This is a genomic window from Sphingobium sp. YR768, assembly GCF_900111125.1.
Taxonomy (GTDB): Bacteria; Pseudomonadota; Alphaproteobacteria; order Sphingomonadales; family Sphingomonadaceae; genus Sphingobium.
In genome coordinates this window covers 91,840-112,912 of record NZ_FOGE01000014.1, presented here as the reverse complement: position 1 = coordinate 112,912, position 21,073 = coordinate 91,840, and the positions used below count along the sequence as shown (strand labels likewise).

20 protein-coding genes are annotated in these 21,073 nt (G+C 64.1%); 12 read left to right on the top strand and 8 right to left on the bottom strand.

Annotation, left to right across the window (positions count from 1 at the left end; genetic code table 11):
* The first annotated feature begins 77 nt into the window (after positions 1-77).
* From BMX92_RS16140 to BMX92_RS16130, 3 genes are all read left to right on the top strand, one after another.
* Entirely contained in the window at positions 78-1,325 is a 1,248-nt protein-coding gene (locus tag BMX92_RS16140) for a threonine ammonia-lyase (RefSeq protein ID WP_093018314.1), read from the top strand.
* Positions 1,326-1,439: 114 nt separating this feature from the next.
* Entirely contained in the window at positions 1,440-2,258 is an 819-nt protein-coding gene (locus BMX92_RS16135; RefSeq protein ID WP_093018312.1) for an arginyltransferase, read from the top strand.
* Between the two features lie 137 nt (positions 2,259-2,395).
* Positions 2,396-4,936 carry a putative bifunctional diguanylate cyclase/phosphodiesterase gene (locus tag BMX92_RS16130; protein WP_093018310.1) on the top strand — a complete coding sequence of 847 codons (2,541 nt, stop codon included), beginning with the start codon at positions 2,396-2,398 and terminating at the stop codon, positions 4,934-4,936.
* A 57-nt stretch (positions 4,937-4,993) separates the two neighbouring features.
* Here the strand turns inward: BMX92_RS16130 and BMX92_RS16125 are convergent, their stop codons facing one another.
* The 3 genes from BMX92_RS16125 to BMX92_RS16115 form a co-directional block, all read right to left on the bottom strand.
* Positions 4,994-6,052 (bottom strand): RcnB family protein, encoded by a 1,059-nt coding sequence (locus BMX92_RS16125; RefSeq protein ID WP_093018308.1) that lies wholly within the window; start codon positions 6,050-6,052, stop codon positions 4,994-4,996.
* Positions 6,053-6,230: 178 nt separating this feature from the next.
* Positions 6,231-6,716: a GAF domain-containing protein gene (locus BMX92_RS16120; RefSeq protein ID WP_093018306.1), complete on the bottom strand. Its 486-nt coding sequence runs from the start codon at positions 6,714-6,716 to the stop codon at positions 6,231-6,233.
* A gap of 82 nt (positions 6,717-6,798) precedes the next feature.
* Entirely contained in the window at positions 6,799-9,597 is a 2,799-nt protein-coding gene (locus BMX92_RS16115) for a TonB-dependent receptor plug domain-containing protein (protein ID WP_093018304.1), read from the bottom strand.
* A gap of 176 nt (positions 9,598-9,773) precedes the next feature.
* On the opposite strand from BMX92_RS16115, the gene BMX92_RS16110 reads away from it, so the two are divergent.
* The 6 genes from BMX92_RS16110 (at position 9,774) to BMX92_RS16085 (ending at position 14,418) form a co-directional block, all read left to right on the top strand.
* A complete protein-coding gene (locus BMX92_RS16110) occupies positions 9,774-10,793 on the top strand; it encodes a cyanophycinase (RefSeq protein WP_093018302.1) in 1,020 nt (339 codons plus the stop codon).
* A 73-nt stretch (positions 10,794-10,866) separates the two neighbouring features.
* Entirely contained in the window at positions 10,867-11,316 is a 450-nt protein-coding gene (locus BMX92_RS16105) for an Lrp/AsnC family transcriptional regulator (protein WP_093018300.1), read from the top strand.
* Positions 11,317-11,705: 389 nt separating this feature from the next.
* Positions 11,706-12,299 (top strand): DJ-1/PfpI family protein, encoded by a 594-nt coding sequence (locus BMX92_RS16100; protein ID WP_093018298.1) that lies wholly within the window; start codon positions 11,706-11,708, stop codon positions 12,297-12,299.
* A 70-nt stretch (positions 12,300-12,369) separates the two neighbouring features.
* Complete coding sequence (locus tag BMX92_RS16095; protein ID WP_177185092.1) at positions 12,370-12,969, top strand: hypothetical protein; 600 nt, start codon at positions 12,370-12,372, stop codon at positions 12,967-12,969.
* An 83-nt stretch (positions 12,970-13,052) separates the two neighbouring features.
* On the top strand, positions 13,053-13,712 hold the full coding sequence (locus BMX92_RS16090) for a glutathione S-transferase family protein (protein WP_093018296.1): 660 nt from the start codon (positions 13,053-13,055) through the stop codon (positions 13,710-13,712).
* 154 nt (positions 13,713-13,866) lie between these two features.
* Positions 13,867-14,418 (top strand): hypothetical protein, encoded by a 552-nt coding sequence (locus BMX92_RS16085; RefSeq protein ID WP_093018294.1) that lies wholly within the window; start codon positions 13,867-13,869, stop codon positions 14,416-14,418.
* 286 nt (positions 14,419-14,704) lie between these two features.
* On the opposite strand, the gene BMX92_RS27410 is transcribed toward BMX92_RS16085, so the two are convergent.
* Positions 14,705-14,863 (bottom strand): hypothetical protein, encoded by a 159-nt coding sequence (locus tag BMX92_RS27410; protein WP_177185091.1) that lies wholly within the window; start codon positions 14,861-14,863, stop codon positions 14,705-14,707.
* Between the two features lie 191 nt (positions 14,864-15,054).
* On the opposite strand from BMX92_RS27410, the gene BMX92_RS16080 reads away from it, so the two are divergent.
* A complete protein-coding gene (locus BMX92_RS16080; RefSeq protein ID WP_093018292.1) occupies positions 15,055-15,567 on the top strand; it encodes a hypothetical protein in 513 nt (170 codons plus the stop codon).
* 691 nt (positions 15,568-16,258) lie between these two features.
* Here BMX92_RS16080 and BMX92_RS16075 read toward each other — a convergent pair.
* Positions 16,259-16,963 (bottom strand): hypothetical protein, encoded by a 705-nt coding sequence (locus tag BMX92_RS16075; protein WP_177185090.1) that lies wholly within the window; start codon positions 16,961-16,963, stop codon positions 16,259-16,261.
* A 382-nt stretch (positions 16,964-17,345) separates the two neighbouring features.
* Here BMX92_RS16075 and BMX92_RS16070 point away from each other — a divergent pair, with 382 nt between their 5' ends.
* Together BMX92_RS16070 and BMX92_RS16065 are read left to right on the top strand one after the other, a co-directional pair.
* A complete protein-coding gene (locus tag BMX92_RS16070) occupies positions 17,346-18,659 on the top strand; it encodes a M28 family peptidase (RefSeq protein WP_093018290.1) in 1,314 nt (437 codons plus the stop codon).
* Positions 18,660-18,750: 91 nt separating this feature from the next.
* Positions 18,751-20,064 (top strand): DNA-packaging protein, encoded by a 1,314-nt coding sequence (locus BMX92_RS16065; RefSeq protein ID WP_093018288.1) that lies wholly within the window; start codon positions 18,751-18,753, stop codon positions 20,062-20,064.
* A 7-nt stretch (positions 20,065-20,071) separates the two neighbouring features.
* Here BMX92_RS16065 and BMX92_RS16060 read toward each other — a convergent pair whose 3' ends face one another.
* From BMX92_RS16060 to BMX92_RS16050, 3 genes are all read right to left on the bottom strand, one after another.
* Positions 20,072-20,299 carry a hypothetical protein gene (locus BMX92_RS16060; protein WP_093018286.1) on the bottom strand — a complete coding sequence of 76 codons (228 nt, stop codon included), beginning with the start codon at positions 20,297-20,299 and terminating at the stop codon, positions 20,072-20,074.
* Between the two features lie 12 nt (positions 20,300-20,311).
* Positions 20,312-20,527 carry a hypothetical protein gene (locus BMX92_RS16055; protein ID WP_093018284.1) on the bottom strand — a complete coding sequence of 72 codons (216 nt, stop codon included), beginning with the start codon at positions 20,525-20,527 and terminating at the stop codon, positions 20,312-20,314.
* An 82-nt stretch (positions 20,528-20,609) separates the two neighbouring features.
* A complete protein-coding gene (locus BMX92_RS16050) occupies positions 20,610-20,981 on the bottom strand; it encodes a hypothetical protein (RefSeq protein WP_143066808.1) in 372 nt (123 codons plus the stop codon).
* Positions 20,982-21,073: the final 92 nt, after the last annotated feature.

Genomic DNA, 21,073 nt, shown 5'->3' with positions numbered 1-21,073 from the left:
GTCCAGCCCTGCCATAGGGCCAGTTTTCCGACAGTGCCAGTTTCTTCCGCCGCAATTTTGCTTTACGGGGCGCCACCATGACCAACCTAGCCAAGATCGAAAGCGCTCTGCCGCTGCCCGTCACCGTCGATGATATTCTTGCTGCGCGGACCCGTATTTCGGGCGCGATCGTCAAGACGCCGACGCTGATTAGCCAGACGCTGTCCGACATGCTGGGCTGCAAGGTCTATCTGAAATTCGAAAATCTCCAGTTCACCGCCGCCTATAAGGAGCGCGGCGCGCTCAATCGCCTGCTGCAACTCGACGAAGCCTCCAAGACCAAGGGCGTGATCGCCGCGTCGGCGGGCAATCATGCGCAGGGGCTGGCCTATCATGGCAAGCGCCTGGGCGTGCCCGTCACCATCGTCATGCCCACGACCACCCCGATCGTGAAGATCACGCAGACGCGCGGCCATGGCGCGACCGTGGTGCAATATGGCGAGAAGTTTGACGACGCCTATGCCCATGCCCGCAAGCTGGAGGTGGAGCAGGGCCTGACCTTCATCCACCCGTTCGACGAGCCGGACATCATGGCGGGGCAGGGCACGGTCGCGCTGGAGATATTGGAAGATGCGCCGGAAATCGACACGCTGATCATCCCGATCGGCGGCGGCGGCCTGTTTTCCGGCATGGCGACGGCGGCGCGTGCGATGAAGCCCGATATCCAGCTTTATGGTGTGCAGGCCGAACTTTACCCGTCCATGTATGATTTCGTGAAGGGCGCCGATCTGCCCTGCGACGGCGATACGCTGGCGGAAGGCATCGCGGTCAAGCAGCCGGGCGAACTCACTCGTCGTTTCGTGGAACGACTGGCGGACGATGTTCTGCTGGTGACGGAACGCCGACTCGAAGAAGCCGTGAGCCTGCTGCTCCAGATCGAAAAGACGGTGGTCGAAGGGGCTGGCGCTGCCGGTCTCGCTGCGCTGCTCAGCCATCGCGAGAAATTTGCCGGGCGCAGCGTCGGCCTGATACTCACCGGCGGCAATATCGATACGCGCCTGCTGGCCAATGTGCTGCTGCGCGATCTGGCCCGGTCGGGTCGTCTGGCGCGTCTGCGGATCATCCTTCAGGATCGCCCCGGCGCGCTGTTCCATGTCGCCCGCATCTTCGATCAGGAGTCGGTCAACATCCTGGAACTGGCGCATCAGCGCATTTTCACCAACCTGCCGGCCAAGGGCCTCAGCCTCGACGTCGAATGCGAAACGCGTGATCGGGCGCATCTTCAGCGGCTGATCGCGGCGCTGGGCGAGGCCGGTTATGAGGTCGCACCGATCGAGGTTGCCTGACGCTTGAAAAGTCTCGCAACTTTTCGTGGTAAATGGACTTTTCAGCCGGGCGGGTGGACGGCATAAGTCCTTCATGATCGACGCGACGCGCAGGACTGAATCGGAGGGGGAAGCATGACGGCCCCTTTCCGATTCCCGCGTTTCTTCGTCACAAATCCCTCGCCCTGTCCCTATCTGCCGGGCAAGAGCGAGCGGAAGGTGTTTACCGAACTGAATGGCGACAATGCCGCCGAACTCAATGATGCGCTGGGCCGCATCGGGTTTCGCCGCAGCCAGAATGTCGCTTACCGGCCGAGTTGCGCCGATTGTTCGGCCTGTGTGTCGGTGCGTGTGGTGGCGGGCGAGTTTCAGCCCAATGCCACCCAGCGCAAATTGCTTCGTCGCAACAGCGATCTGGTCGTCACCGCCTGCAAGCCCTGGTCGACCGAAGAGCAATATACGCTGCTCCAGCGTTATCTCCAGGCGCGTCATCCCGGCGGCGGCATGACCGAGATGGACGAGATGGACTTTGCCGACATGGTCGAGCAGACGCCCGTCGACAGCTATATCGTCGAATATCGTGAAGCGACCATGGATGGCCGTCCGGGCAAACTGGTCGGCGCCTGCCTGACCGATCGGCAGGGCGATGGCCTGTCGATGATCTACAGCTTCTTCGACACCGAACTGGCAGAGCGGCCGGGCCTCGGCAACTATATCATCATGGACCATATCCTGCGCGCAGCGAAGGCGGGTCTGCCCTATGTCTATCTGGGCTATTGGGTCGATGGGTCGCAGCGGATGCAATATAAGGTGCGGTATCGACCGCTCGAAAAGCTCAGCCGCACCGGTTGGGTGCGATTCGACCCGGATGAGCAGGTCGAGGCGGTACGCGAAGTGCCCCAGCGCGATGAACCGCCGCTTCCAGTCGAACTGGTGGGCATGTTCCGCAAGTAGCGGCCACGCTATAATACTGTCTTTTCTCGATATTAGAAATAGTGGGGCGAATGGACATTTTGGACTGCCAATTTGTTTAACCTTTTTAGCTAGGTTCCAAAAATAGTGGGAACGAGGCGGTAGAAACGGGAGCGGGAATGGACCGCTTTGTTGATCATCGATTTGAAGATGTCCGTCTTGCGCTGGGCGGCGGTGCCGGCGCGCGCGACTTGTTCCTGTATCGGAACGACCTTCTTGGCTCTCCGCTGTTCGAACAGGTTTCGCCCCCATTGTTGCGCTGGATCGCGGATCACAAAGGGCAGTTGATCGCCATGGAGCGCGATGGTGTCGGTTTCCCGCCACGTTTCGGTGGCGACCCGATCGGTCGGGGATGGCGGGGGTTGGTGTCGGCCAAGGATCGTCGCGCCTTGCTGGGTGCCGCCCTGACGGAGGATCGACCCCAGCCGCTGACCCTGCGTATCGGTTGCGCCGACGGACAACGGCGCTGGTGTCTGGTTCGCATAGCCCGTGCCACAGGCGCGACCGGATTGCCCTGCTGGTATGGCACGATCGAAGATATTCATGAGCGCCATGATCGTGACGCCCGTCTGCTGGCCGATGCGCTGGCGGAAAGTCGCGAACATTATCGCTGGTCGGTCGATCTCAGCCCGCAAGTGCCATGGACCGCCGGGCCGGATGGCAATGTGGAGGAAGTGGGGCCGCGCTGGCTGGACCTGACCGGCATGGCGCCGCAGGAGGCGCTGGGGACGGGCTGGCTTGGCGCCGTGCATCCCGACGATCTGGCCCGGACCGTGGCGACATGGAGCAATCATCTGTCGAGCGGCATGCCGCTCGATGTCGAATATCGCATCCATTTGCGCGACGGCGGCTATCGATGGATGCGCGCGCGGGCATCGGCGCGGCGGGACGCCAGAGGCGCGGTCCTGCGCTGGTATGGCACGCTGGAAGATGTGCATGCCGAACGGCTGGCGCAGCGCGCGCTCAGCCAGAGCGAGGAACGGTTCCGATTGGCGGTCCAGTCGGCGCGACTGGGCATTTGGGACTTCGATTGCGTGACCGGCGCCCGGACATGGTCGGGCGAATTGCGCCGGATGCTGGGCTTGCCCGAGGAGCAGCCGGCGACCACCGAACTCGCGCTCAGCCTGCTGCATCCTGACGATCGCGATCGGCTGCGCGCGATGCTGGAGGCCGTTGCCGAGGGCGCTTTGCCACCGCATTTCGAGGCGACATTGCGCATCTACCGGGCGGATAACGGCGCGCTTCGCTGGATACGCAGCACGGGTTGGACGACGCGGTCCGATGGCGGCCGTCCACAGCGGATCATCGTCACCTTTCTGGATGTGACCGAAGAACGGGATGCAGAACAGAGGATACGCTGGGCCGCGACGCATGACCCGATGACGCGCATGCCGAACCGGGCACTGTGGCAGGCGACGCTGGAGGAAATGGCGACCCGATCGCTGGCGAACAAGGAAAGCTTCGGCCTGCTGCTGTTCGATATCGACGACCTCAAGCGCACCAATGATTCACTGGGCCATGATGCGGGCGATGCGCTGCTCTGCGCCTTTGCCCAGCGACTGGTGGCATTGGCACCATCGGACGCGGTGCTGGGGCGCCTTGGCGGCGACGAATTCGGGCTGATCGCGGCCTCTCTGGCCGATAGTTGCGCTTTGGAGGCGTTCAGCGCGCGCCTGTACGACAATGTCCGCGCGCCGCATCTGCATGAGGGGCGGGCGCTGGATTGCGGTGTCAGCATTGGCGGCGCGCTGTTTGGCGACCATGCCAGCCGGGCTGATGATTTGCTCAAGGCTGCCGACCTGGCACTCTATGCGTCAAAGGCGGCCGGGCGGGGGCGGTTGACCCTGTTCCAGTCCCAATTGCGGGCCGAGGCGCAGCATCGCAGTTCGATGATCCGCATGGCGCGGCAGATCGTTTCCGACGATCTTGTCATCCCTTATTATCAGCCCCGCGTGGACATGCGGTCGGGGCGGTTGCTTGGCTATGAAGCGCTGCTGCGCTGGCATCATCCGCGCATGGGGCTGCAATTGCCCGGCACCATCGCTGCCGCCTTCGACCATGGTGAGATCGCCGTGGAATTGACGCGGCAGATGCTGGCGTCGGTATTGCGCGACCTTCGGCAATGGTTACAGGCAGGCCATGATCCCGGACGGGTAGCGATCAATGCGTCGGCGGCGGATTTTGCCAGTGGAGATTTTGCCGAGCGACTGCTGGAGCGTCTCGCCCAGTTCGACATCCCGACCGCGCATTTCGAAGTCGAAGTGACTGAAAGCGTGTTTCTGGGACGGGGAACGGACCAGGTGGCGCATGCCCTGAATCATTTTTCCAAGGCAGGCGTGCGGGTTGCGCTGGATGATTTCGGCACGGGCTTCGCCTCGCTCACCCATTTGAAGCAATATCCGGTCGATGTGCTGAAGATCGATCGCAGCTTCGTGAGCAATATCGAACGGGATACGGGGGATGCCGCGATCGTCGATGCGATCGTGAAATTGGGCGGCAGCTTCGGCATGGAGGTGGTTGCCGAGGGTGTCGAATCCGAAGCGCAGGCCCGGTTCCTGCTCGGTCTGGGCTGCGTCGTGGGGCAGGGCTTCCATCTGGGTCGACCGCAGCCCTTTGATGTCCTGCGTCCCCCGGTCGGGGATGATCGCATCAGGCAATAGGGCCGGCTCCGTCAGGAACCGGCCCCGCACCGACGTCGTGACTCGCCGGGGCTTTTTCTATTTGCAGCGACAGTTTCGCACGACCTTGCGCCGCACGGTCTTACGCGGCGCGACCGTTTCCGTGACATAGGTGGTGGTGGTCGTCGTCGTGGTCTCTTCCGGTTTCACCGTGACCGTGGTGACGATCGGCGCGGGATAATAATAGCCACCCGACACATAGCCGACCTGCGCCGGCATCGGTCCGGCGCCGCGCCAGTGCGGTCCGCCATAGGGCGGCGCGTCATAATCGACGCCCGCGCCGCGCACATCGCCTTCGAATCGGCCTTCGTAGGTGCCGCTGACCTTCCGGCCATCGTCCGTGGTCCAGGTGCCGGTCCAGCGGCCGTCATATTCATTCTGGCTGGTTACACCGTCATCGGCATAACCGTATCCATCGTCATAGCCCGCACCCGGACGACGCGGCGGCGGCGGGGCATGGCGGCGCGGGCCGTCTTCCGCCTTGTCGATCGCCATGCCGGCAACAGCGCCAACGCCTGCGCCGATCAGCGTGCCGGCGGTGCGGTTGCCGCGTCCCGCGATCCGGTTGCCGGCCACGCCGCCGACGACCGCGCCGATCGCGGCGCCGCCCACGCCATTGTCCCGGCGTGGCTCGGCATAGGAGCCGTCGTCATAATAGCCGTCGGGCGCATAGCCGCCTTCATAGCGGCCCCAGTCGACATTGCTGCGATGATCATAGACCCGGCCATAGCTTTCGGTCATGACCGCATCGTCATAATAGCGCGACCAGCCATAGCCGCGCGCGGGCACGGGCAGGCCATAGGCGCCGTAATTGCCGATATAGTAGGTCGGGCTGATCCAGTAGCGGGGCAGCACATAACCATAGACCGGACGGCGATAGGCGCCCCAGCCGCCGGGCGCGCGCGTACCGGCGAACCAGCGGCCATTCTGTCGTGGCCCCCAGCGATGCCCGTTCCAATTGCCGGCGGGGCGGGGTGCCTGCGGGGCAGGGCGTGCGCCGGTCCAGCCGCCAGCTGCGGGCGCTTCGGCAAGGGCGGGCACCCCGATGCTCGCCAGTGCGGCGCTGGCGCCCACAAGCAGAAGGCTGGAAATCTTCATGGTTAACGCTCCCTGTTGTCGCGCGCAGCGAGGAGGCGTACGCGGACCGAAAATGCTAACGCTTCGTTTAGCATGATGATCCGCGCCTATCCATGATCCAGCCAGCAAATTGCTGTCCCGAAACGGGCCGAAAAGAGCAAAGACTTCGCGTTCCCGCAGGCAAGATATGGTTAATGCGTCAGATTATTCTGGCGGCGATCTTTGACACCAGCGCTTCCAGACCCTGCGCATCCTGCGAGTCGAACCGGGCGGGCACGGGGCTGTCCAGATCCAGCACGCCGATCAGCTTGCCGTCATGGAGAACCGGCACGACGATTTCCGAAGCGCTGGCGGCGTCGCAGGCGATATGCCCCGGAAAGGCGTGGACATCCTCCACCAACTGGGTTTCGCCGGTGGCGGCCGCCGTGCCGCATACGCCCCGGCCGACCGGGATGCGGATGCAGGCAGGCTTGCCCTGAAACGGGCCGAGTACCAGTTCGCCATCCACCATGCGATAGAAACCGGCCCAGTTGAGGTCGGGCAGAAACTGCCAGAGAAGCGCGGACAGGTTGCTCATATTGGCGACCGGGTCCGGCTCCCCGGCGGTCAGCGCATCGGCGGCGGACAAGAGGTCGGCATAGAGGCTGGTCTTGTCGACGGCGGTATCGGGCGAAAAATCATACATCGCGCCCATATAGGCGCGACGATGGATTGTTGCCAGAGCGGCAGGCGCGTCGCCCAGATTGGGGCGGCGCGCCAGTACAGTCTTACAGGGCGCCGCCGCCCAGCTTGTAGGTCAGTTGCAGGAACATGCTGCGGCCCACGCTGTCGAACCAGCTGATGTCATAATAGGGATAGGCGGCGTAGCTCGGGTCCTTGACCGGCTTTTGATCGAACAGGTTCGTCACGGTCAGCGATCCGCGCAGATGATCGGTGAAGTCATATTGCAGCGTCGTGTTGAACAGGTAGCTGGCCCTGATATAGGCATCCTCGTCATAATTGGGCAGCTTGCCCAGGCGCTTGCCTTCCACCGTCCATTTCAGTCCCTCCAGCGACCAGCTGACGCTCGCCGTCGTCTTGTCGCGCGGGATATAATAGCCGCTGGTCGCCGCCAGCTTGTTGATCGACGCATCGCCCGGATATTGGCGGAATGTATGATCGAAGACATGGGTGTGGGCGAAGGACAGGCCGAATTCGCCAAAGCTGGTCGGCAGGCTGCCATGCAAGGCGATATCGATGCCGCTGGTCTTTTCATGCGCGATGTTGATCGGATTGACCGACACCGAATCCAGTTCCCCGTCATTGACGCCACCGACGAAGCGATGGACGCGGGCAAGGGCATCCTGACAGGTCGGCGAATTGATATCGACCGCAGCGCCGCCCATCGTCGTGCCGATGCGGCAGTCGGCTTCGTCACGCAGCAGCGTGTCGATGCTGAGATCCTGCACCTGATTGGACAGGGAGACGCGGAAATAATCGACCGACACGTCGAAATGGCGTGAGGGCGACCAGACGATGCCGGCATTGATCGAACGGGCGGTTTCCGGCTTCAGCTTCCGGTTGCCGTTGCGCTGGGCGACGATGCCCTCGTCGGCATAGCTGCAATCGCCGATATCCTCGTCCGGCTCTTCCGTGCGGCAGAGATAATAGTCGGTTTCGGACGGATGGGTGTTGCCCGGACCGGTGAAGACATAATGCAGGTCTGGCGCGCGGAAGCTGGTGCCATAGGCGGCGCGCAGCAGCAGCGTGCTGGTCGGCCGCAATTCGATCCCGCCATTATAGGTGAACTTGCCCACGCTGCCGCCGCCAAAACGGAACCGGTCATAGCGGGCCGCGCCCAACAGTTGCAGGAAGCTGGTGACGGGCACGCGCAACTCGCCGCCCAGCGCCCAATGTTTGCGGCTGCCCTGTCCGTCGCTGTCCTTGAGGCCGTAATAATAGTCGGTCAGCGCCAGCGGATCGGGATTGAGGTCATAGCCCTGCTTGCCCAGTTCCGCGACCGCCGCGAAGCCGACCGGGCCAGCGGGTAGCTGAAACAATTCGGTGCTGCTGATCGTGGCGGACAGATTATCGGTCCAGCTTTTGGGATTATAGACGCTGTAGGCGGTGATGCTGTCATATTCCGACTGGGTCAGCGGCGTGTAGAGGCGCGCGGGATCGGCATTGAAGATCGGATAGCCGCTATCTTCATCCACGCCCTGCTGTTCGCCCAGGAACAGGGCGTTGGCCTTGGCCGCGATTACCTGCGGGAATTTGACCTTCGCCTTATATTCGCTGTGGTTGAAGGAAAGTTCGTAATTCCATGTGCCGCCAAACTGGCCCTTCACGCCCGGCGTGATGCTGAACGTCTGTTGCCGGTTGCGGGTCATGACATTGGCAAAGCCGCCCGACTCTTCCGGCGTGAACTCTCGGTTCCAGTCGTCCAGCCTGCCATCGAAACTGTTGTAGAAGCTAGCATCGCTGCTGCCAGAGGAATCCTGGTAACTCCATTTGAGAATATTCCGCATCAGCGTGACTTTGCTGATGCCGAATTGCGCATCTACGAACAGATTTGCGGAATCGGAAAGCTCGTAACCGGCTGAGGCAAAGCTGTTGAAGCCCTCACGCCGCGAGATGATGGTGCCATAGCCGACCGACGTATTGCTACCGCAGAAATAGCCGGGGCCATAATCTTCGAGAGTGTCGTCATAGGCGCCAAAGCGCGGACGTGACGCATAATAAGTCGATCCGCCATTTAGGTAGGATAGCGCCCCACAGGTCGCCGCGCCCGGATCGACATATTCATCTGCATCGGGATCATAGCGCAGGAATGTGCGGCCAGCGAGCGGGGTTATCGTCGTGGGATTGTCGGCCCGACTGTCCTGAATCTTGCGTTGATACCCCCAGATCGGCTTTTGCAGCATATATTCGCCGCCCGCGACGATATGGAAGCGATCGTTCGACCAGCCGGTGGTCGCGGTGATGCGGTGGGATGCGCCGCCGCCATGTTCCGTCCGCCCGGCACGATAGTCGATCGTCGTGCCGTCGACCTTGTCCTTCAGCTTGAAATTGATGACGCCGGCAATCGCATCCGACCCGTAAATGGCCGATGCGCTGCCGCTGAGCACTTCGACCTGATCGATCAGGCCCAGGGGGATATTCGAAATATCGGTGAAGTTGCTGCGTCCCTGAAAGGGCAGGGGGAAGTCCGCGATGCGGCGACCGTTGACCAGCACCAGCGTATGGTTGGGGCCAAGCCCGCGCAGGTCGACCTGCTGCGCGCCGGGGGTGAAGCTGGCGCCGCTGAACGATTGCTGGCTCTGCGTTTCGCCGCCATTCTGGGTGACTGCGCGCAGGATGTCGGGAACGCTGGTATAGCCGTTGGCGCGGATCGTGTCGGCGGTGATGGTCGTCACCGGGGCTGGCCCTTCCTGCGCCGCGCGGGGAATGCGCGATCCGGTGACGATGATTTCCGGCTCGCCCTCCTGCTGCCCGCCAGTCTGTGCCGTCGCGCTGCCGATCAGCGCCGGCAGGCAACATCCCAGGCCCAGCATCGCCCGAAAGATACGGCGTTCCGCGAAGTTCATATTGCCCCCATTCCGGGGATGGCGCCCCACGCGCCTCTGCATCCCCATATTTCCGATTGTTACATCAGAAACCCGCGTATGATTCAATCATTGTGATGGAGATGCGGAACATATTGTTTTGCCCTGTGGACAATATGTGACATGAAAATGCGCATCTGATCGGAAGGGAGATTGCTATGCGACGCGCGCTGGGGGCTGCCATCGCATTGGCCGCCATGGTCCTGTCCATAAGCGGGGCGCAGGCGAAGGAGGCATCCTATCGCCATTATCAACTGGGCAAGCTGACGACGCCAACGCCCGATCCGGTGTCCGGCGGCCTGCTGTTGCTGGGCGGTGGCGATCGCAATGCCGATGCTATGAAATGGTTCTTCGCGAAGGCGGGGCATGGCCATATCGTCATATTGCGGGCGTCGCAGAAGGGGCAGATCGGCGAGGAATTCTATCACAAGCTGGGTGGCATCCAGTCCGCCGAGACATTCGTCTTTGCCGATCGCAGCGCGGCGACCGATCCGAAGATTCTCGCCAGCCTGAAACATGCCGACGGCATTTTCATCGCCGGGGGAGATCAGGCCCGCTATGTCCGCTTCTGGCGCGGCACCCCGGTTGCCGAAGCGCTGGATGCGCATGTCGCCGCGGGCAAGCCGCTGGCAGGGACCAGTGCAGGCCTCGCCATGCTGGGCGAGAAGCTTTACGGCGCGATGGACGATGGCAGCATCACCAGCGCAGAAGCGCTGGCCGCGCCCTTCGGCCCTGCCAATACGATCGAAGGGGATTTCCTGCACCTGACACTGCTCAAGGGGATCGTGACCGACACGCATTTCAAGGAGCGGGATCGGTTGGGCCGATTGTTCGCCTTCGTGGCCAAGGCGCAAGTGGGGCGCCCCATGGATCAGCCTGCCATGCTGGGGCTGGGCGTCGATGAAAGTGCGTCTCTGGCGGTCGAACCGGACGGGGCGGCGCGCATCTACGCCACCGATCCGCAAGGGGGGGCATGGCTGGTCGACGGTGCCGCGCTGCGCAATCTGCCAACGCAGGGGCCGCTCAATGCCTCCGCCATTTCCGTCACGGGCATCGGCGCGGGATCGGTCGTGCATCTGCCGCAGGGCAGCGTGGATCGCCCTACCTTCGAGCGGCTATATGAGGTGCAGGATGGGCAGATGCGGCTGAGCAAGGATGGCGATCGGCCTTTGCCATGACCCTGCCGGCCCGATATGCTGACTATATGGCGGGTGACGGTAATCGGCATGGCGCGATGGACGCCATGGGGCGATGATGCCCCATGGCGGTCTGCGCCTCGATGAGCTGGACGAACGGCTGCTGAGCCTGTTGCGGCAGGATTCGCGCCAGCCCATCGCCCAGTTGGCCAAGGAGCTCGGCGTATCGCGGGGGCATCTCTATTCGCGCATTGCCCGTCTGGAGGAAGACGGCATCGTGGCGGGCTATACGATCCGCCTCGGCTCCGTCTTCTCCGCCAGTCGGGTGCGGGCGCACATGATGATCAAGACCCTGCCGCGCCATCGCCGCGACATAGAGCAGGCGCTGATGCGGATCGATCATGTTCAGGCGGTCCATGCCATCAGCGGCGAATATGACATCATTGCCGTGCTGGAGGCCGATGATGGGGCCGAACTGAACGATATCATCGACGATATCGGGCAGTTTGACGGCATGGAGCGGACGACGACCCTGGTGCTGCTGGCGACGAAGCTGGAGCGTTAGCATCGGGCGATTGCAGAACAAGCCGTACTGACGGCGGGCAAATTGCGCACTGATGCTGAGAGACCGTTTGAAAAATGCGCGAAAGAGCGCATTTTTGTAGCCGCACCGGCCTTCAAACGAGGCACGTGACTCGTTTGAACCCCACCCGACCGCCCACATATGGTACCCTGTTGGGCGGTCGGGTGGGGGTGAGGGCCGGTGCGGATGCGCCAAAGGCGCATTCCCAAACAGACTGTGAGATCGGTGGTCCAGTCTGGCTTGGGATTGTTGCCGCTCAATGGCAGTTATGGGTGGCTGGACAATGTGGGAAAGCCAATTCGGCCGGAGCGGACCGGGCGGCGTCGGGCTGCTTGGGCTAGGCATCGCGTCTTCGGAAAGGAGACAGGGCGATGCGGGCGGCGATTTTGACGTTCGATGGGTTCAACGAACTGGACAGTTTCGTGGCGTTGGCGCTGCTCAACCGGGCGCCGGGCTGGCAGGCCGGGATTTGCGGGCCGGGAGAGACGCTGACGTCGATGAATGGCGTGCAGGTTGCGGTGCAGCAAGGCATTGAATTTGCGGGTGAAGCCGATGTCGTTCTGATCGGCAGCGGGGTGCGGACGCGCGAAGTCGTTTCGGATGCGAAACTGATGGCGCGGTTGCGGCTGGACCCGGCGCGGCAGATTATCGGGGCGCAATGTTCGGGCGCGCTGCTGCTGGCGACGCTGGGGCTGCTGGGGGATGTGCCGGTGTGCACCGATCTGACGACGAAGCCCTGGGTCGTTGGGGCGGGGGCGCGGGTGATCGATGCGCCTTTCCATGCGCGCGGCAATGTGGCCACGGCGGGCGGGTGCATGGCGGCGCACTATCTGGCGGCCTGGGCGATTGGGCGCGGCGCGGGGGAAGAGGAGGCGCGGACCGTGATCGACTATGTCGCGCCGGTGGGCGAGAAGGCGGAGACGGTCGCGCGGGTGATGGGCGTGGTGGGGCCGTTTCTGGGATGACGGGCGGAGGGATTGCCCGCGTCCGGTGATAGCGGCATGACCGATGGTCTTCATGATCGGAGGTGCGAATATGCGTCGGCTTGCCACTGTCCTGTTATGCCTGATCCTGTCGCAGGGCGCGTTGGCCGCTGAGGCGCCGGAGGATTGCGGGAGCGATTGCCCGGTCAATGCCGAGATGACTTCATTGTTCGACGCCGATCAGGCTGCGCGCAAAAATGGCTTTGATGGCGACTGGGACCGGATCGAGGCGGAGGATGGGCAGCGGCGGGCGCGGACGGGGGGGCTGATCGCGGCAGGGGCGCTGCGCAGCGGCACGGATTTCTATCATGCGGCCTATATCTATCAGCATGGCGGGGAACCGGACGATTATCTGAAGGCGCATGTGCTGGCGACGAGCGCGGTGGCGAAGGGGCGGGCCGATGCGGCATGGATCGCGGCGGCGACGCTGGACCGCTATTTGAAGGCAATCGGCCGGTCGCAGATTTACGGCACGCAATATCGGGTGCGCGACGGCGTGGCGACGCAGGAACCCTATGACCGGGCGCTGGTGCCCGACGCGCTGCGCGCGGTAGCCGGCGTGCCGCTGCTGGCCGAGCAGGAGACGGAGCGGGCCGAACTGGAGCGGGAGGCGCAGGCGCGAGAGGCGCGCAGGAGGAGCGGGGCGGAGTGACCTGAGGGCGGTGATTGCAGGTTGCAATCCACTACTGGCCTGCCATGGTGCGGCCATCCGACCACAGGAGAGGAGGAACGGGCATGATCATCCATGGGGCGCGGCCGTCGCCATTTGTGCGCAAGGTGATCGTCTTTGCCGCCGAGAAGGGCATCGCTGTCGAGGTGCAGGCGGCGGGCTTCGGGCGCGGGGCGGAGGGCTATCTGAAAGGATCGCCCTTCGGCAAGATACCGGCGCTGGAGGATGGCGATTTCCTGCTGTGCGATTCGACCGCGATTGTTACCTATATGGATGCTCTGAAGCCCGGTGAGGAGATGATCCCGGCAGCGCCGAGGGAGCGGGCGCGCACGATATGGTATGAGGAATTTGGCGATACGATCGTGCAGGCGGCCGGGCAGAAGATCTTCTTCAACCGGGCGGTGGCGCGGCGGCTGAAGCGCAAGCCGGATCTGGCGGCGGCGGACCTGGCCGAGGCCGAGGAGATGCCGAAAATCCATGATTATCTGGAATCCGTGCTGGCGTCCGGGCCGGAGGGCGGCGGCTGGCTGGTGGGGGATCGCTTCACCCTGGCCGATCTGGCGGTGGCCTGTCCGCTGATCAATGTCGCCTATGTTTCGGCCGGGCTGAGCGCGGATCGATGGCCGTGCACGGTCGACTGGCTGGCGCGGGTGCGGGCGCGGCCGAGCGTCTCCGCCGCGCTGGCGGAGGAATGGCCGATGGTGGAGCCTATGTTGAGTAAATAACCCATATGGTACATTCTGCTTGACAGCGTCACGCTGTTGTGGCAGATATGTGGATATTGGGAAAATGTGAGTCGCCGACATGGCGGTGCAAGGGGCTGGTCCTATATGGGGCCGGCCCTTTTCGTCGTGCGGGCGGCATGCGGGGGATCGGGGCATGGCGGCGAGGAAGAAGCGGAGCGAGATGGTGCCGCAGCGGCAGGCGATGGCGGGCGGCACGCAGGCGCAGATGCGCAAGACGCGCAGCGACGGATGGAGCCAGGCGGACGAGCGGCTGTTTCTGGAGACGCTGGCCGAGACGTGCAACGCCAGCGAGGCGGCGCGCGCGATCGGCAAGAGCCGGACGGGCGCCTATCGCCGGAAGAAGGCTGTCCCGGCCTTTGCGCAGGCGTGGATGGAGGCGCTGACGATCGGCTATGAGGAGATCGAGATGCTGCTGATGCGGGAAATATTGTTCGGCAGCGAGGTGGAGGATATCACGCTGGATGCCGAGGGGGCGGTCAAGACGCGCAAGGTGAAGCGCAGCCGCAACATGGCCGTGGCGCTGCGCCTGCTGGCCTATCATCGCGACACGATGCTGGCGATGCGGCAGGCGGCGGCAGGGGCAGCGGTCGAGCGGCCCGACAGTCCGGATGCGATCGCGCGGGTGGATGCGATTATAGAGGGGGTGCGCGAGGAGAGGGGGCGTGCGGAGTCGGTGGGTGTTTAGCCTGGCGGCTTGCCTGCTATCCGGCCGGGTCCGTGCCCAGCGCCGAGCGGCGCGAAGCGACTTCGCCTGCGGCTCAGTGATGCCCTTCGACTTCGCTCAGGGCGAACGGGTTGAGAAGTGAGCCCGATGGGCGCGGGGTGCGCTGCGCCAGATCTGAAGCGAACAGCGCGCTCCGGCTTTTTGTTTTCGCATCGCTTTATGCCAAAAACCGGTGCCCACTTTTTGGCGCGAGGCTATAAGAGCCTGTTTGGAAAATGCGCTCTTCCGCGCATTTTCCAAACAGGCTCTAATCGCTGTTGAGCATGGCGAGGGCGGCGCGGTCCGCATAGGCGGCGGCGAGCTTGCGATGGGCGGCGCGCGCGCGGCTGTGGGTCGAGGCGTCGGCCATCAACCGCTGTTTGCGGCACCGGGTGGAATAATAAACGAAGTCGGACCCCTGCATCATGGCCTCACTCTCCCTGGGCGGCGGTCTGCGCCGGGCGCGCCCAAGAGAGGGAGTTTTGAGGAAGGGGGTTAATAAAGTGTTGCGGGGTGCGCGCTATTGCGACCGAATTGCGGTTTTTGCGGTGAATGGTGGGGAGGGTTTGATTACGGGCATGCCTTGCGCAGAACAGAAATCGCGCGCACGAGAATGGAATGGCGATAATCGAGTTTGAAAATGGGGATGAGACGACCCTGATACTTGTCGTCGAGCCGTGGGGCGACCGGCATGAGGTTCCTCATCTTGCCCGAGTGGGCCTGCGCTATGTCCTGTCGGAGAATGCGGAGGATCGTAGCTATTCTGTCGTATCGGAGCGGAAGATCGAGCTTTGGTGCAACGCCGACAGCTATGACATTGACATCGTTTTCCCATCGCCATGCGACATGCTGATGTGGGATATTTGCGTTCGGGGCGGCTGGTGCGGCGGTATCGTGGATGGCAAGCCTGTGAGGGTCGATGATCTCATTGCGACATCGGGCACGGTCACGGCCGAGGATTTCGCCAGACTGGCCGTTCGGGCTGACGGAGGTTCAGGGGGCGAACTGAGGGAAACGCAACATCTTCGATGGCTGGAGGCGAAATTCGTCGAGCATCTTGGGGGCGCGTCGGTTGATGCGGCGATGTTTCGCCGGACAGCGCGACGGCCTTTTGAGGGCCGGTCGTTTTGAGTGGGGATTGCCGCACATGCTGCGTCGGGTGGATGGTTCTCACCCCAACCCTCGAAGAGGGGCATGTGTGCCCTTCGACCTGAAGGGGAGGGGCTTATACAGCGCCGCTTTGGGTCGCGAGCGGCATTTTTAATCGTCATGCCAGCGAAGGCCGTTGAGAGGCACGTGACTCTCAACGGCATCTCAGGCGAAGGCGCGAAACGGTTGAGCGTGGTGCCTGTTCAAGCCTGTTCCGCCATCGCCCGAGACCCCAGCTTTCGCTGGGGTGGCGGGATAGGGTGGGCAGCTTTCAGGCAAGGTCGCGCTCCGCTCACTTGCCCATTTATTATATTCGCGCAGAGGCGCAGAGAATGCGGAGCGGGCGCGGTCATCTCCTCTGCGCTCTCTGCGTCTCTGCGCGCAATCTTTCTTTAATTTGGTTCACGCGGAGGCGCGAAGACGCGGAGGGGTTGCGCATTTTCTACGCGTCTTCGCGGCTCCGCTTGAACAATATATGCTGCCTGCGGCGGCACTTCGGCGACCTGGCTGTTCAAGCCTTTCCCGCCATCGCCTGAGACCCCAGCTTGCGCTGGGGTGACGGTTGGTGGTCGAGGTTCCCTGCGATTGCAAACCCGTTTGGCGGGTGATGCTGTCGTCCGCTGCGCCTCTGGCGGTCGGGACGCCGGTTGTTCGGCCGGCGTCCCGGTGTCCGTTAGCGGCCGGCGTTGATTTCCAGCGAGGGGTCGACCAGCGATGTCTTGGTTGCGGTCGGGGTCGCGGCGGCGGGTGTCGTTGCTGCCGGGGTGACGGGGGCTGCGACGGGCGTCGCGGCGACCGGGACGGCGGCTGGCGCGGGTGCGGCAGCGGCGAAGGCGACGCTGACATCTTCGTCCAGGAAGGCGGAGACGGGCGTGCCGAGCGGGATGCGGGCGCTGGTGCCGGTGGTGAAGAAGCCGGCGACCGGCACGAAGGCGATCGCGGCGACCACGCCGGCGGTGCCGGTGACGCCCTTGTCATCGAAGGCGCCGGTCAGGCGGATCTGATTGCCGTTGGCGCGGACATAGAGGACGCGGCCGGTGATGTGGCCGGACTTGCCCCACATGCCCTTGTTGCGGACGTCGGTGACTTCGCCGGTGACGGGGCTGCCGGCCGGGATCACGATCTGGCCATTGAGGCTGACGGCTTCGGCGACTTCGAGCTGGACGCGCTGGCCCACGAGCAGCTTCTTGCCTTCGGTGGTGAGCGGCTCGGCCATTTTGAGCGGAATCTGGGTGCCGGCGCGCAGGATGTTGCCGTTGGCGGGCGTGGCGACGATGGTGGCGACCGGCGTTGCGGGCGCGGTGGTGACTTGCGCCATGACGGACGGCGCGCAGGCAAAGGCAATCGCGCCGAGAACGGCGCTGGACACGGACTTCATGATGGGACCCCCCAATAGATACGACTCCCCCCGGAGCCGACGCGCCACTGGTGCTTGTGTGCGGGCAAGTCGTCAAGCGATAAAGTGTTGATTGGTCTTGGGCTTTATTTGGCGCGACTGTTCCGGGGCAGGACGGGGACTGGTTGTTTGGAAAATGCGCGAAAGAGCGCATTTTCGACCCCGCACCGGCCCACACCCCCACCCGACCGCCCAACAGGGTACCATAGCTGGGCGGTCGGGTGGGGGTGTGGGCCGGTGCGGATGCGCCAGGGGCGCATTTCCAAACAGACACTGAGGGGCGTTTGGGGAGGGGGGCTCTATGCGTCGGGGCGTGGCGCGCGGTGCTTTACAGGCGTGAGACAGGCGATATGAGTTTGGCCCCATGACCAAGATGATCCTGATCGCCGCGCTGTCGGCCACCGCCCTTGCGCAACCTGTTTTTGCCCAGACCAAGGCGCCCGATCCGGTGCGGATGAAGGCGAAGGTGGAGAAATTGGTGCGTTTCGGCACGCGGCATACGCTGTCTTCGGCGACCGATCCCAAGCGGGGGATCGGCGCGGCGCGGACATGGGGCGCGGGGGAGTTCCAGAAGATCGGCAAGGCGTGCGGCGGCTGTCTGAGCGTGGAGACGATCGCGGATCGCTTTACCGGGCCGCGTGCGCCGGACGGGGTCGAGGTGGTGGATGTGCTGGCGATCCAGAAGGGGACGGGTGATCCGTCTCAGGTGGTGATCGTCGCCGGGCATATCGACAGCCGCGTGACCGACGTGATGAACATCAGCAGCGATGCGCCGGGCGCGAATGACAATGCGTCGGGCACGGCGCTGGTGATCGAGGCGGCGCGGGTGCTGGCGGGCGAGAAATTCGACGGGACGATCGTCTATGCGCTGCTGTCGGGCGAGGAGCAGGGGCTGTGGGGCGGGAAACTGCTGGCGGCCACGGCCAGGGCGCGCGGCTGGCAGGTGCGGGCGATGCTGAACAATGACATTGTCGGCAACACGCTGGGCCAGAATGGACAGCGGGTGGCCGACCGGGTGCGCGTCTTTTCCGAAGGCATCCGCTTTTCGGAGGACGGGAAGGCGAATTTGACCCGCCGGGCGATCGGCGGGGAGGATGATGGCCCTTCGCGCGCGCTGGCCAAGAAGATTGACGGGATCGCCAAGGCCGATCCGGCGATCGGGCTGGACGTGTTTGCGGTGCGGCGGTTCGACCGGTTCGGGCGCGGGGGCGATCATTCGCCCTTCCTGGACTTGGGCTTTCCGGCGGTGCGCTTTTCGGTGGGGATCGAAAATTATGACCGGCAGCATCAGGACCTGCGGACCGAAAATGGCCGGGTCTATGGCGATACGGTCGAGGGGATGGACTTTCCCTATCTGGCGAAGGTGACGGCGCTGAATGTCGCGACGCTGCGGGCGCTGGCGGATGCGCCGGCGGCGCCTGCGAGCGTGTCGCTGGATGGCGCGCTGTCGATGGATACGCGGGTCTTCTGGGACGCGGTGCCGGGGGCGGCGGCTTATAAGGTTTACTGGCGGCGGGCCGATGCGCAGGACTGGAGCGACAGCCGGGTCGTGACCGGCGGGACGGAGACGGTGCTGAAGGATATCGTGGTCGATGATCATTTCATCGGCGTGGCGGCCGTGGGCAAGGATGGAGCGGAAAGTCTGGTGACTTTTGGGGGCATGGCTCCCCGAAAGTAATTGGTTCGCGCAGAGGCGCAGAGGGCGCTGAGATTGTGGAGGAAAGGCCGCTTTCGGGCGGCCTTTTTTTGTGCCGTTTCGGGGGAGGGCGATGGACGTTTCGGATCGGGAATGGCTGGGCGGGGAGGATGCGGCTTTGTGGGCGCGGTTGCGCGCGGGGCTGACGCCGGCGGCGGCGGAGCGGCTGGAGCGGGAGTGGCGCTTTGTCGCGCGGCCGGGGCAGAGGACGCCGACGGGCGAGTGGCGCATCTGGCTGATGCTGGCGGGGCGCGGTTTCGGCAAGACGCGGGCCGGGGCGGAATGGGTGCGGGCCATTGCCGAGGCCGATCCGGCGGCGCGGATCGCGCTGGTGGGCGCGACGCTGGGCGAGGCGCGCAGCGTGATGGTGGAGGGGGAGAGCGGGCTGCTGAATATCGCGCCATGGTGGGCGCGGCCGGACTATGCCCCGGCGCTGCGGCGGCTGCGCTGGCCCAATGGCGCGACGGCGATGCTGTTCGGCGCGGCCGAGCCGGAGAGTTTGCGCGGGCCGCAGTTCAGCCATGGCTGGGCCGACGAGATCGCCAAATGGGCAGGCGGGGAGGCGGCCTGGCATAATCTGATGATGGGATTGCGACTGGGGAAGGCGCCGCGCGTGCTGGCGACGACGACGCCGCGGCCGGTGCCGCTGGTGCGGGGGCTGGTCGCGCGGGACGGCGATGATGTCGTCGTGACGCGGGGGCGGACGGCGGACAATGAGGCCAATCTGGCGCCGGGCTTCGTGGCGGCGATGGCGGCTAGCTATGGCGGGACGCGGCTGGGGCGGCAGGAACTGGACGGCGAACTGATCGAGGAGGTGGAGGGCGCGCTGTGGACGCGCGACCTGATCGAGCGGTGCCGGGTGCGCCATGTGCCGGGCGTGCTGGCCCGTGTGGTGGTGGCGGTCGATCCGCCGGCGAGCGCAGGCGGGGATGCGTGCGGGATCGTGGTGGCCGGGATCGGCGGGGACGGGCGCGGCTATGTGATCGCGGACGCGAGCGTGGCGGGGATGCGGCCCGAAGGCTGGGCGCGCGCGGTCGCGGCGGCGGCGATGGTGCATGGCGCGGACCGGGTCGTGGCCGAGGCGAATAATGGCGGGCAGATGGTGGAAAGCGTGCTGCGCGCGGCGGAAGAGAAGATGCCGGTGCGACTGGTCCATGCGAGCCGGGGAAAAGCGGCGCGGGCGGAGCCGGTGGCGGCTTTGTACGAGGCCGGGCGGGTGGCGCATCGCGGGGCCTTTCCGGAGCTGGAGGACCAGATGTGCGGATTGCTGGCGGGGGGCGGCTATGTCGGGCCGGGGCGATCGCCGGACCGGGCGGACGCGCTGGTGTGGGCTATGAGCGAGCTGATGCTGGGGAAGGTGGGGGAGGCGCGGGTGCGGGGGATGTGAGGGTGGCTTATGCGCGCCGCCGCCTGATCCAGGTCAGTAGCGCGCGGATCATGACGCCGATGAAAAAGACGGATGCGCCGCCCACGAAGGCAACTATTGGTGCCTGTTCATGCCTGATCGCGACACCGGCGAGATATTCGGGTGTGTCGGCATCCGGGCAATGTCCATCGAGACAGGGTAAGTCGGGGCCGTTGTTCATATGGTAGAGCCACAGGCCGACCAGCATGGCCGCCATCAGCAAGAGTGGTCAGAAAGATCGATTGATGGCGGAATGCTGTTTGCCATGCCGGTCGTTGAGGCATTGGGCGACAACGGTGTCCGGCCAATCGAGGTTGACGCTTGCCAGTATCTCCATTGCTCGCACTTTGTCGTGACGCTGAATGGCATCTTCAAAATCATGCAGCAGGCCTGCCACAAAGAGCCGTTCATTGACGGTCATGCCGGAATAGTCGGGGCGGACCATATCGTTTCTTTATCTGATTTCTCTGAAGTCCGAAACGGGTCAAGTTCGGGGTGATGCTAGACTGGATAAGGGGCAGGCGGGCTTAACAAGGACCGTGCCAGAACAGGCCCTTTGCGGGTTCGGAATAGCATTTTGCGGGCATGGCGAGGCTGTGGCCGTCGCGCGGGATTTCATAGCCATAGCCGCCGTCGAAGCCATGCTGGATCAGGATGTCGACGCCTGTGTCGTCCACGGTCACGATCTTCGGGGCGAGGCTGGCGATGGTGGGTGGCCATTGGTTTTTGGGAATATCTGCCCCGTTTTGACCCGTGGGAGCGGGATGGCTTTTCGCGAGCGACAGGGCTTCGTTTCTGATCGCGTCCAGTTCTGCCGGATCGGTGATGGGGCGGGCGCAAGCGGAGAGCAGCGCCAATAAGCTGGCCAGTAGAGCGCTGGGACCTGCGGGTCTGATCATGGTGCAAGCTAAGCATTTTTGTCGACTGCGTGCGACCGGGATTTCTCCGCTTTTGCGCGCTTTTGACTGGGCCAACGCGCCGACGGCGTGAG

What these genes read in the sequence shown, in the direction of transcription:
- BMX92_RS16140 (WP_093018314.1), top strand. Translation starts at nt 78, where the DNA reads ATGACCAACCTAGCCAAGATCGAAAGCGCTCTGCCGCTGCCCGTCACC.
- BMX92_RS16135 (WP_093018312.1), top strand. Translation starts at nt 1,440, where the DNA reads ATGACGGCCCCTTTCCGATTCCCGCGTTTCTTCGTCACAAATCCCTCG.
- BMX92_RS16130 (WP_093018310.1), top strand. Translation starts at nt 2,396, where the DNA reads ATGGACCGCTTTGTTGATCATCGATTTGAAGATGTCCGTCTTGCGCTG.
- BMX92_RS16125 (WP_093018308.1), bottom strand. Translation starts at nt 6,052, where the DNA reads ATGAAGATTTCCAGCCTTCTGCTTGTGGGCGCCAGCGCCGCACTGGCG.
- BMX92_RS16120 (WP_093018306.1), bottom strand. Translation starts at nt 6,716, where the DNA reads ATGTATGATTTTTCGCCCGATACCGCCGTCGACAAGACCAGCCTCTAT.
- BMX92_RS16115 (WP_093018304.1), bottom strand. Translation starts at nt 9,597, where the DNA reads ATGAACTTCGCGGAACGCCGTATCTTTCGGGCGATGCTGGGCCTGGGA.
- BMX92_RS16110 (WP_093018302.1), top strand. Translation starts at nt 9,774, where the DNA reads ATGCGACGCGCGCTGGGGGCTGCCATCGCATTGGCCGCCATGGTCCTG.
- BMX92_RS16105 (WP_093018300.1), top strand. Translation starts at nt 10,867, where the DNA reads ATGATGCCCCATGGCGGTCTGCGCCTCGATGAGCTGGACGAACGGCTG.
- BMX92_RS16100 (WP_093018298.1), top strand. Translation starts at nt 11,706, where the DNA reads ATGCGGGCGGCGATTTTGACGTTCGATGGGTTCAACGAACTGGACAGT.
- BMX92_RS16095 (WP_177185092.1), top strand. Translation starts at nt 12,370, where the DNA reads ATGCGTCGGCTTGCCACTGTCCTGTTATGCCTGATCCTGTCGCAGGGC.
- BMX92_RS16090 (WP_093018296.1), top strand. Translation starts at nt 13,053, where the DNA reads ATGATCATCCATGGGGCGCGGCCGTCGCCATTTGTGCGCAAGGTGATC.
- BMX92_RS16085 (WP_093018294.1), top strand. Translation starts at nt 13,867, where the DNA reads ATGGCGGCGAGGAAGAAGCGGAGCGAGATGGTGCCGCAGCGGCAGGCG.
- BMX92_RS27410 (WP_177185091.1), bottom strand. Translation starts at nt 14,863, where the DNA reads ATGATGCAGGGGTCCGACTTCGTTTATTATTCCACCCGGTGCCGCAAA.
- BMX92_RS16080 (WP_093018292.1), top strand. Translation starts at nt 15,055, where the DNA reads ATGGCGATAATCGAGTTTGAAAATGGGGATGAGACGACCCTGATACTT.
- BMX92_RS16075 (WP_177185090.1), bottom strand. Translation starts at nt 16,963, where the DNA reads ATGAAGTCCGTGTCCAGCGCCGTTCTCGGCGCGATTGCCTTTGCCTGC.
- BMX92_RS16070 (WP_093018290.1), top strand. Translation starts at nt 17,346, where the DNA reads ATGACCAAGATGATCCTGATCGCCGCGCTGTCGGCCACCGCCCTTGCG.
- BMX92_RS16065 (WP_093018288.1), top strand. Translation starts at nt 18,751, where the DNA reads ATGGACGTTTCGGATCGGGAATGGCTGGGCGGGGAGGATGCGGCTTTG.
- BMX92_RS16060 (WP_093018286.1), bottom strand. Translation starts at nt 20,299, where the DNA reads ATGGCGGCCATGCTGGTCGGCCTGTGGCTCTACCATATGAACAACGGC.
- BMX92_RS16055 (WP_093018284.1), bottom strand. Translation starts at nt 20,527, where the DNA reads ATGGTCCGCCCCGACTATTCCGGCATGACCGTCAATGAACGGCTCTTT.
- BMX92_RS16050 (WP_143066808.1), bottom strand. Translation starts at nt 20,981, where the DNA reads ATGATCAGACCCGCAGGTCCCAGCGCTCTACTGGCCAGCTTATTGGCG.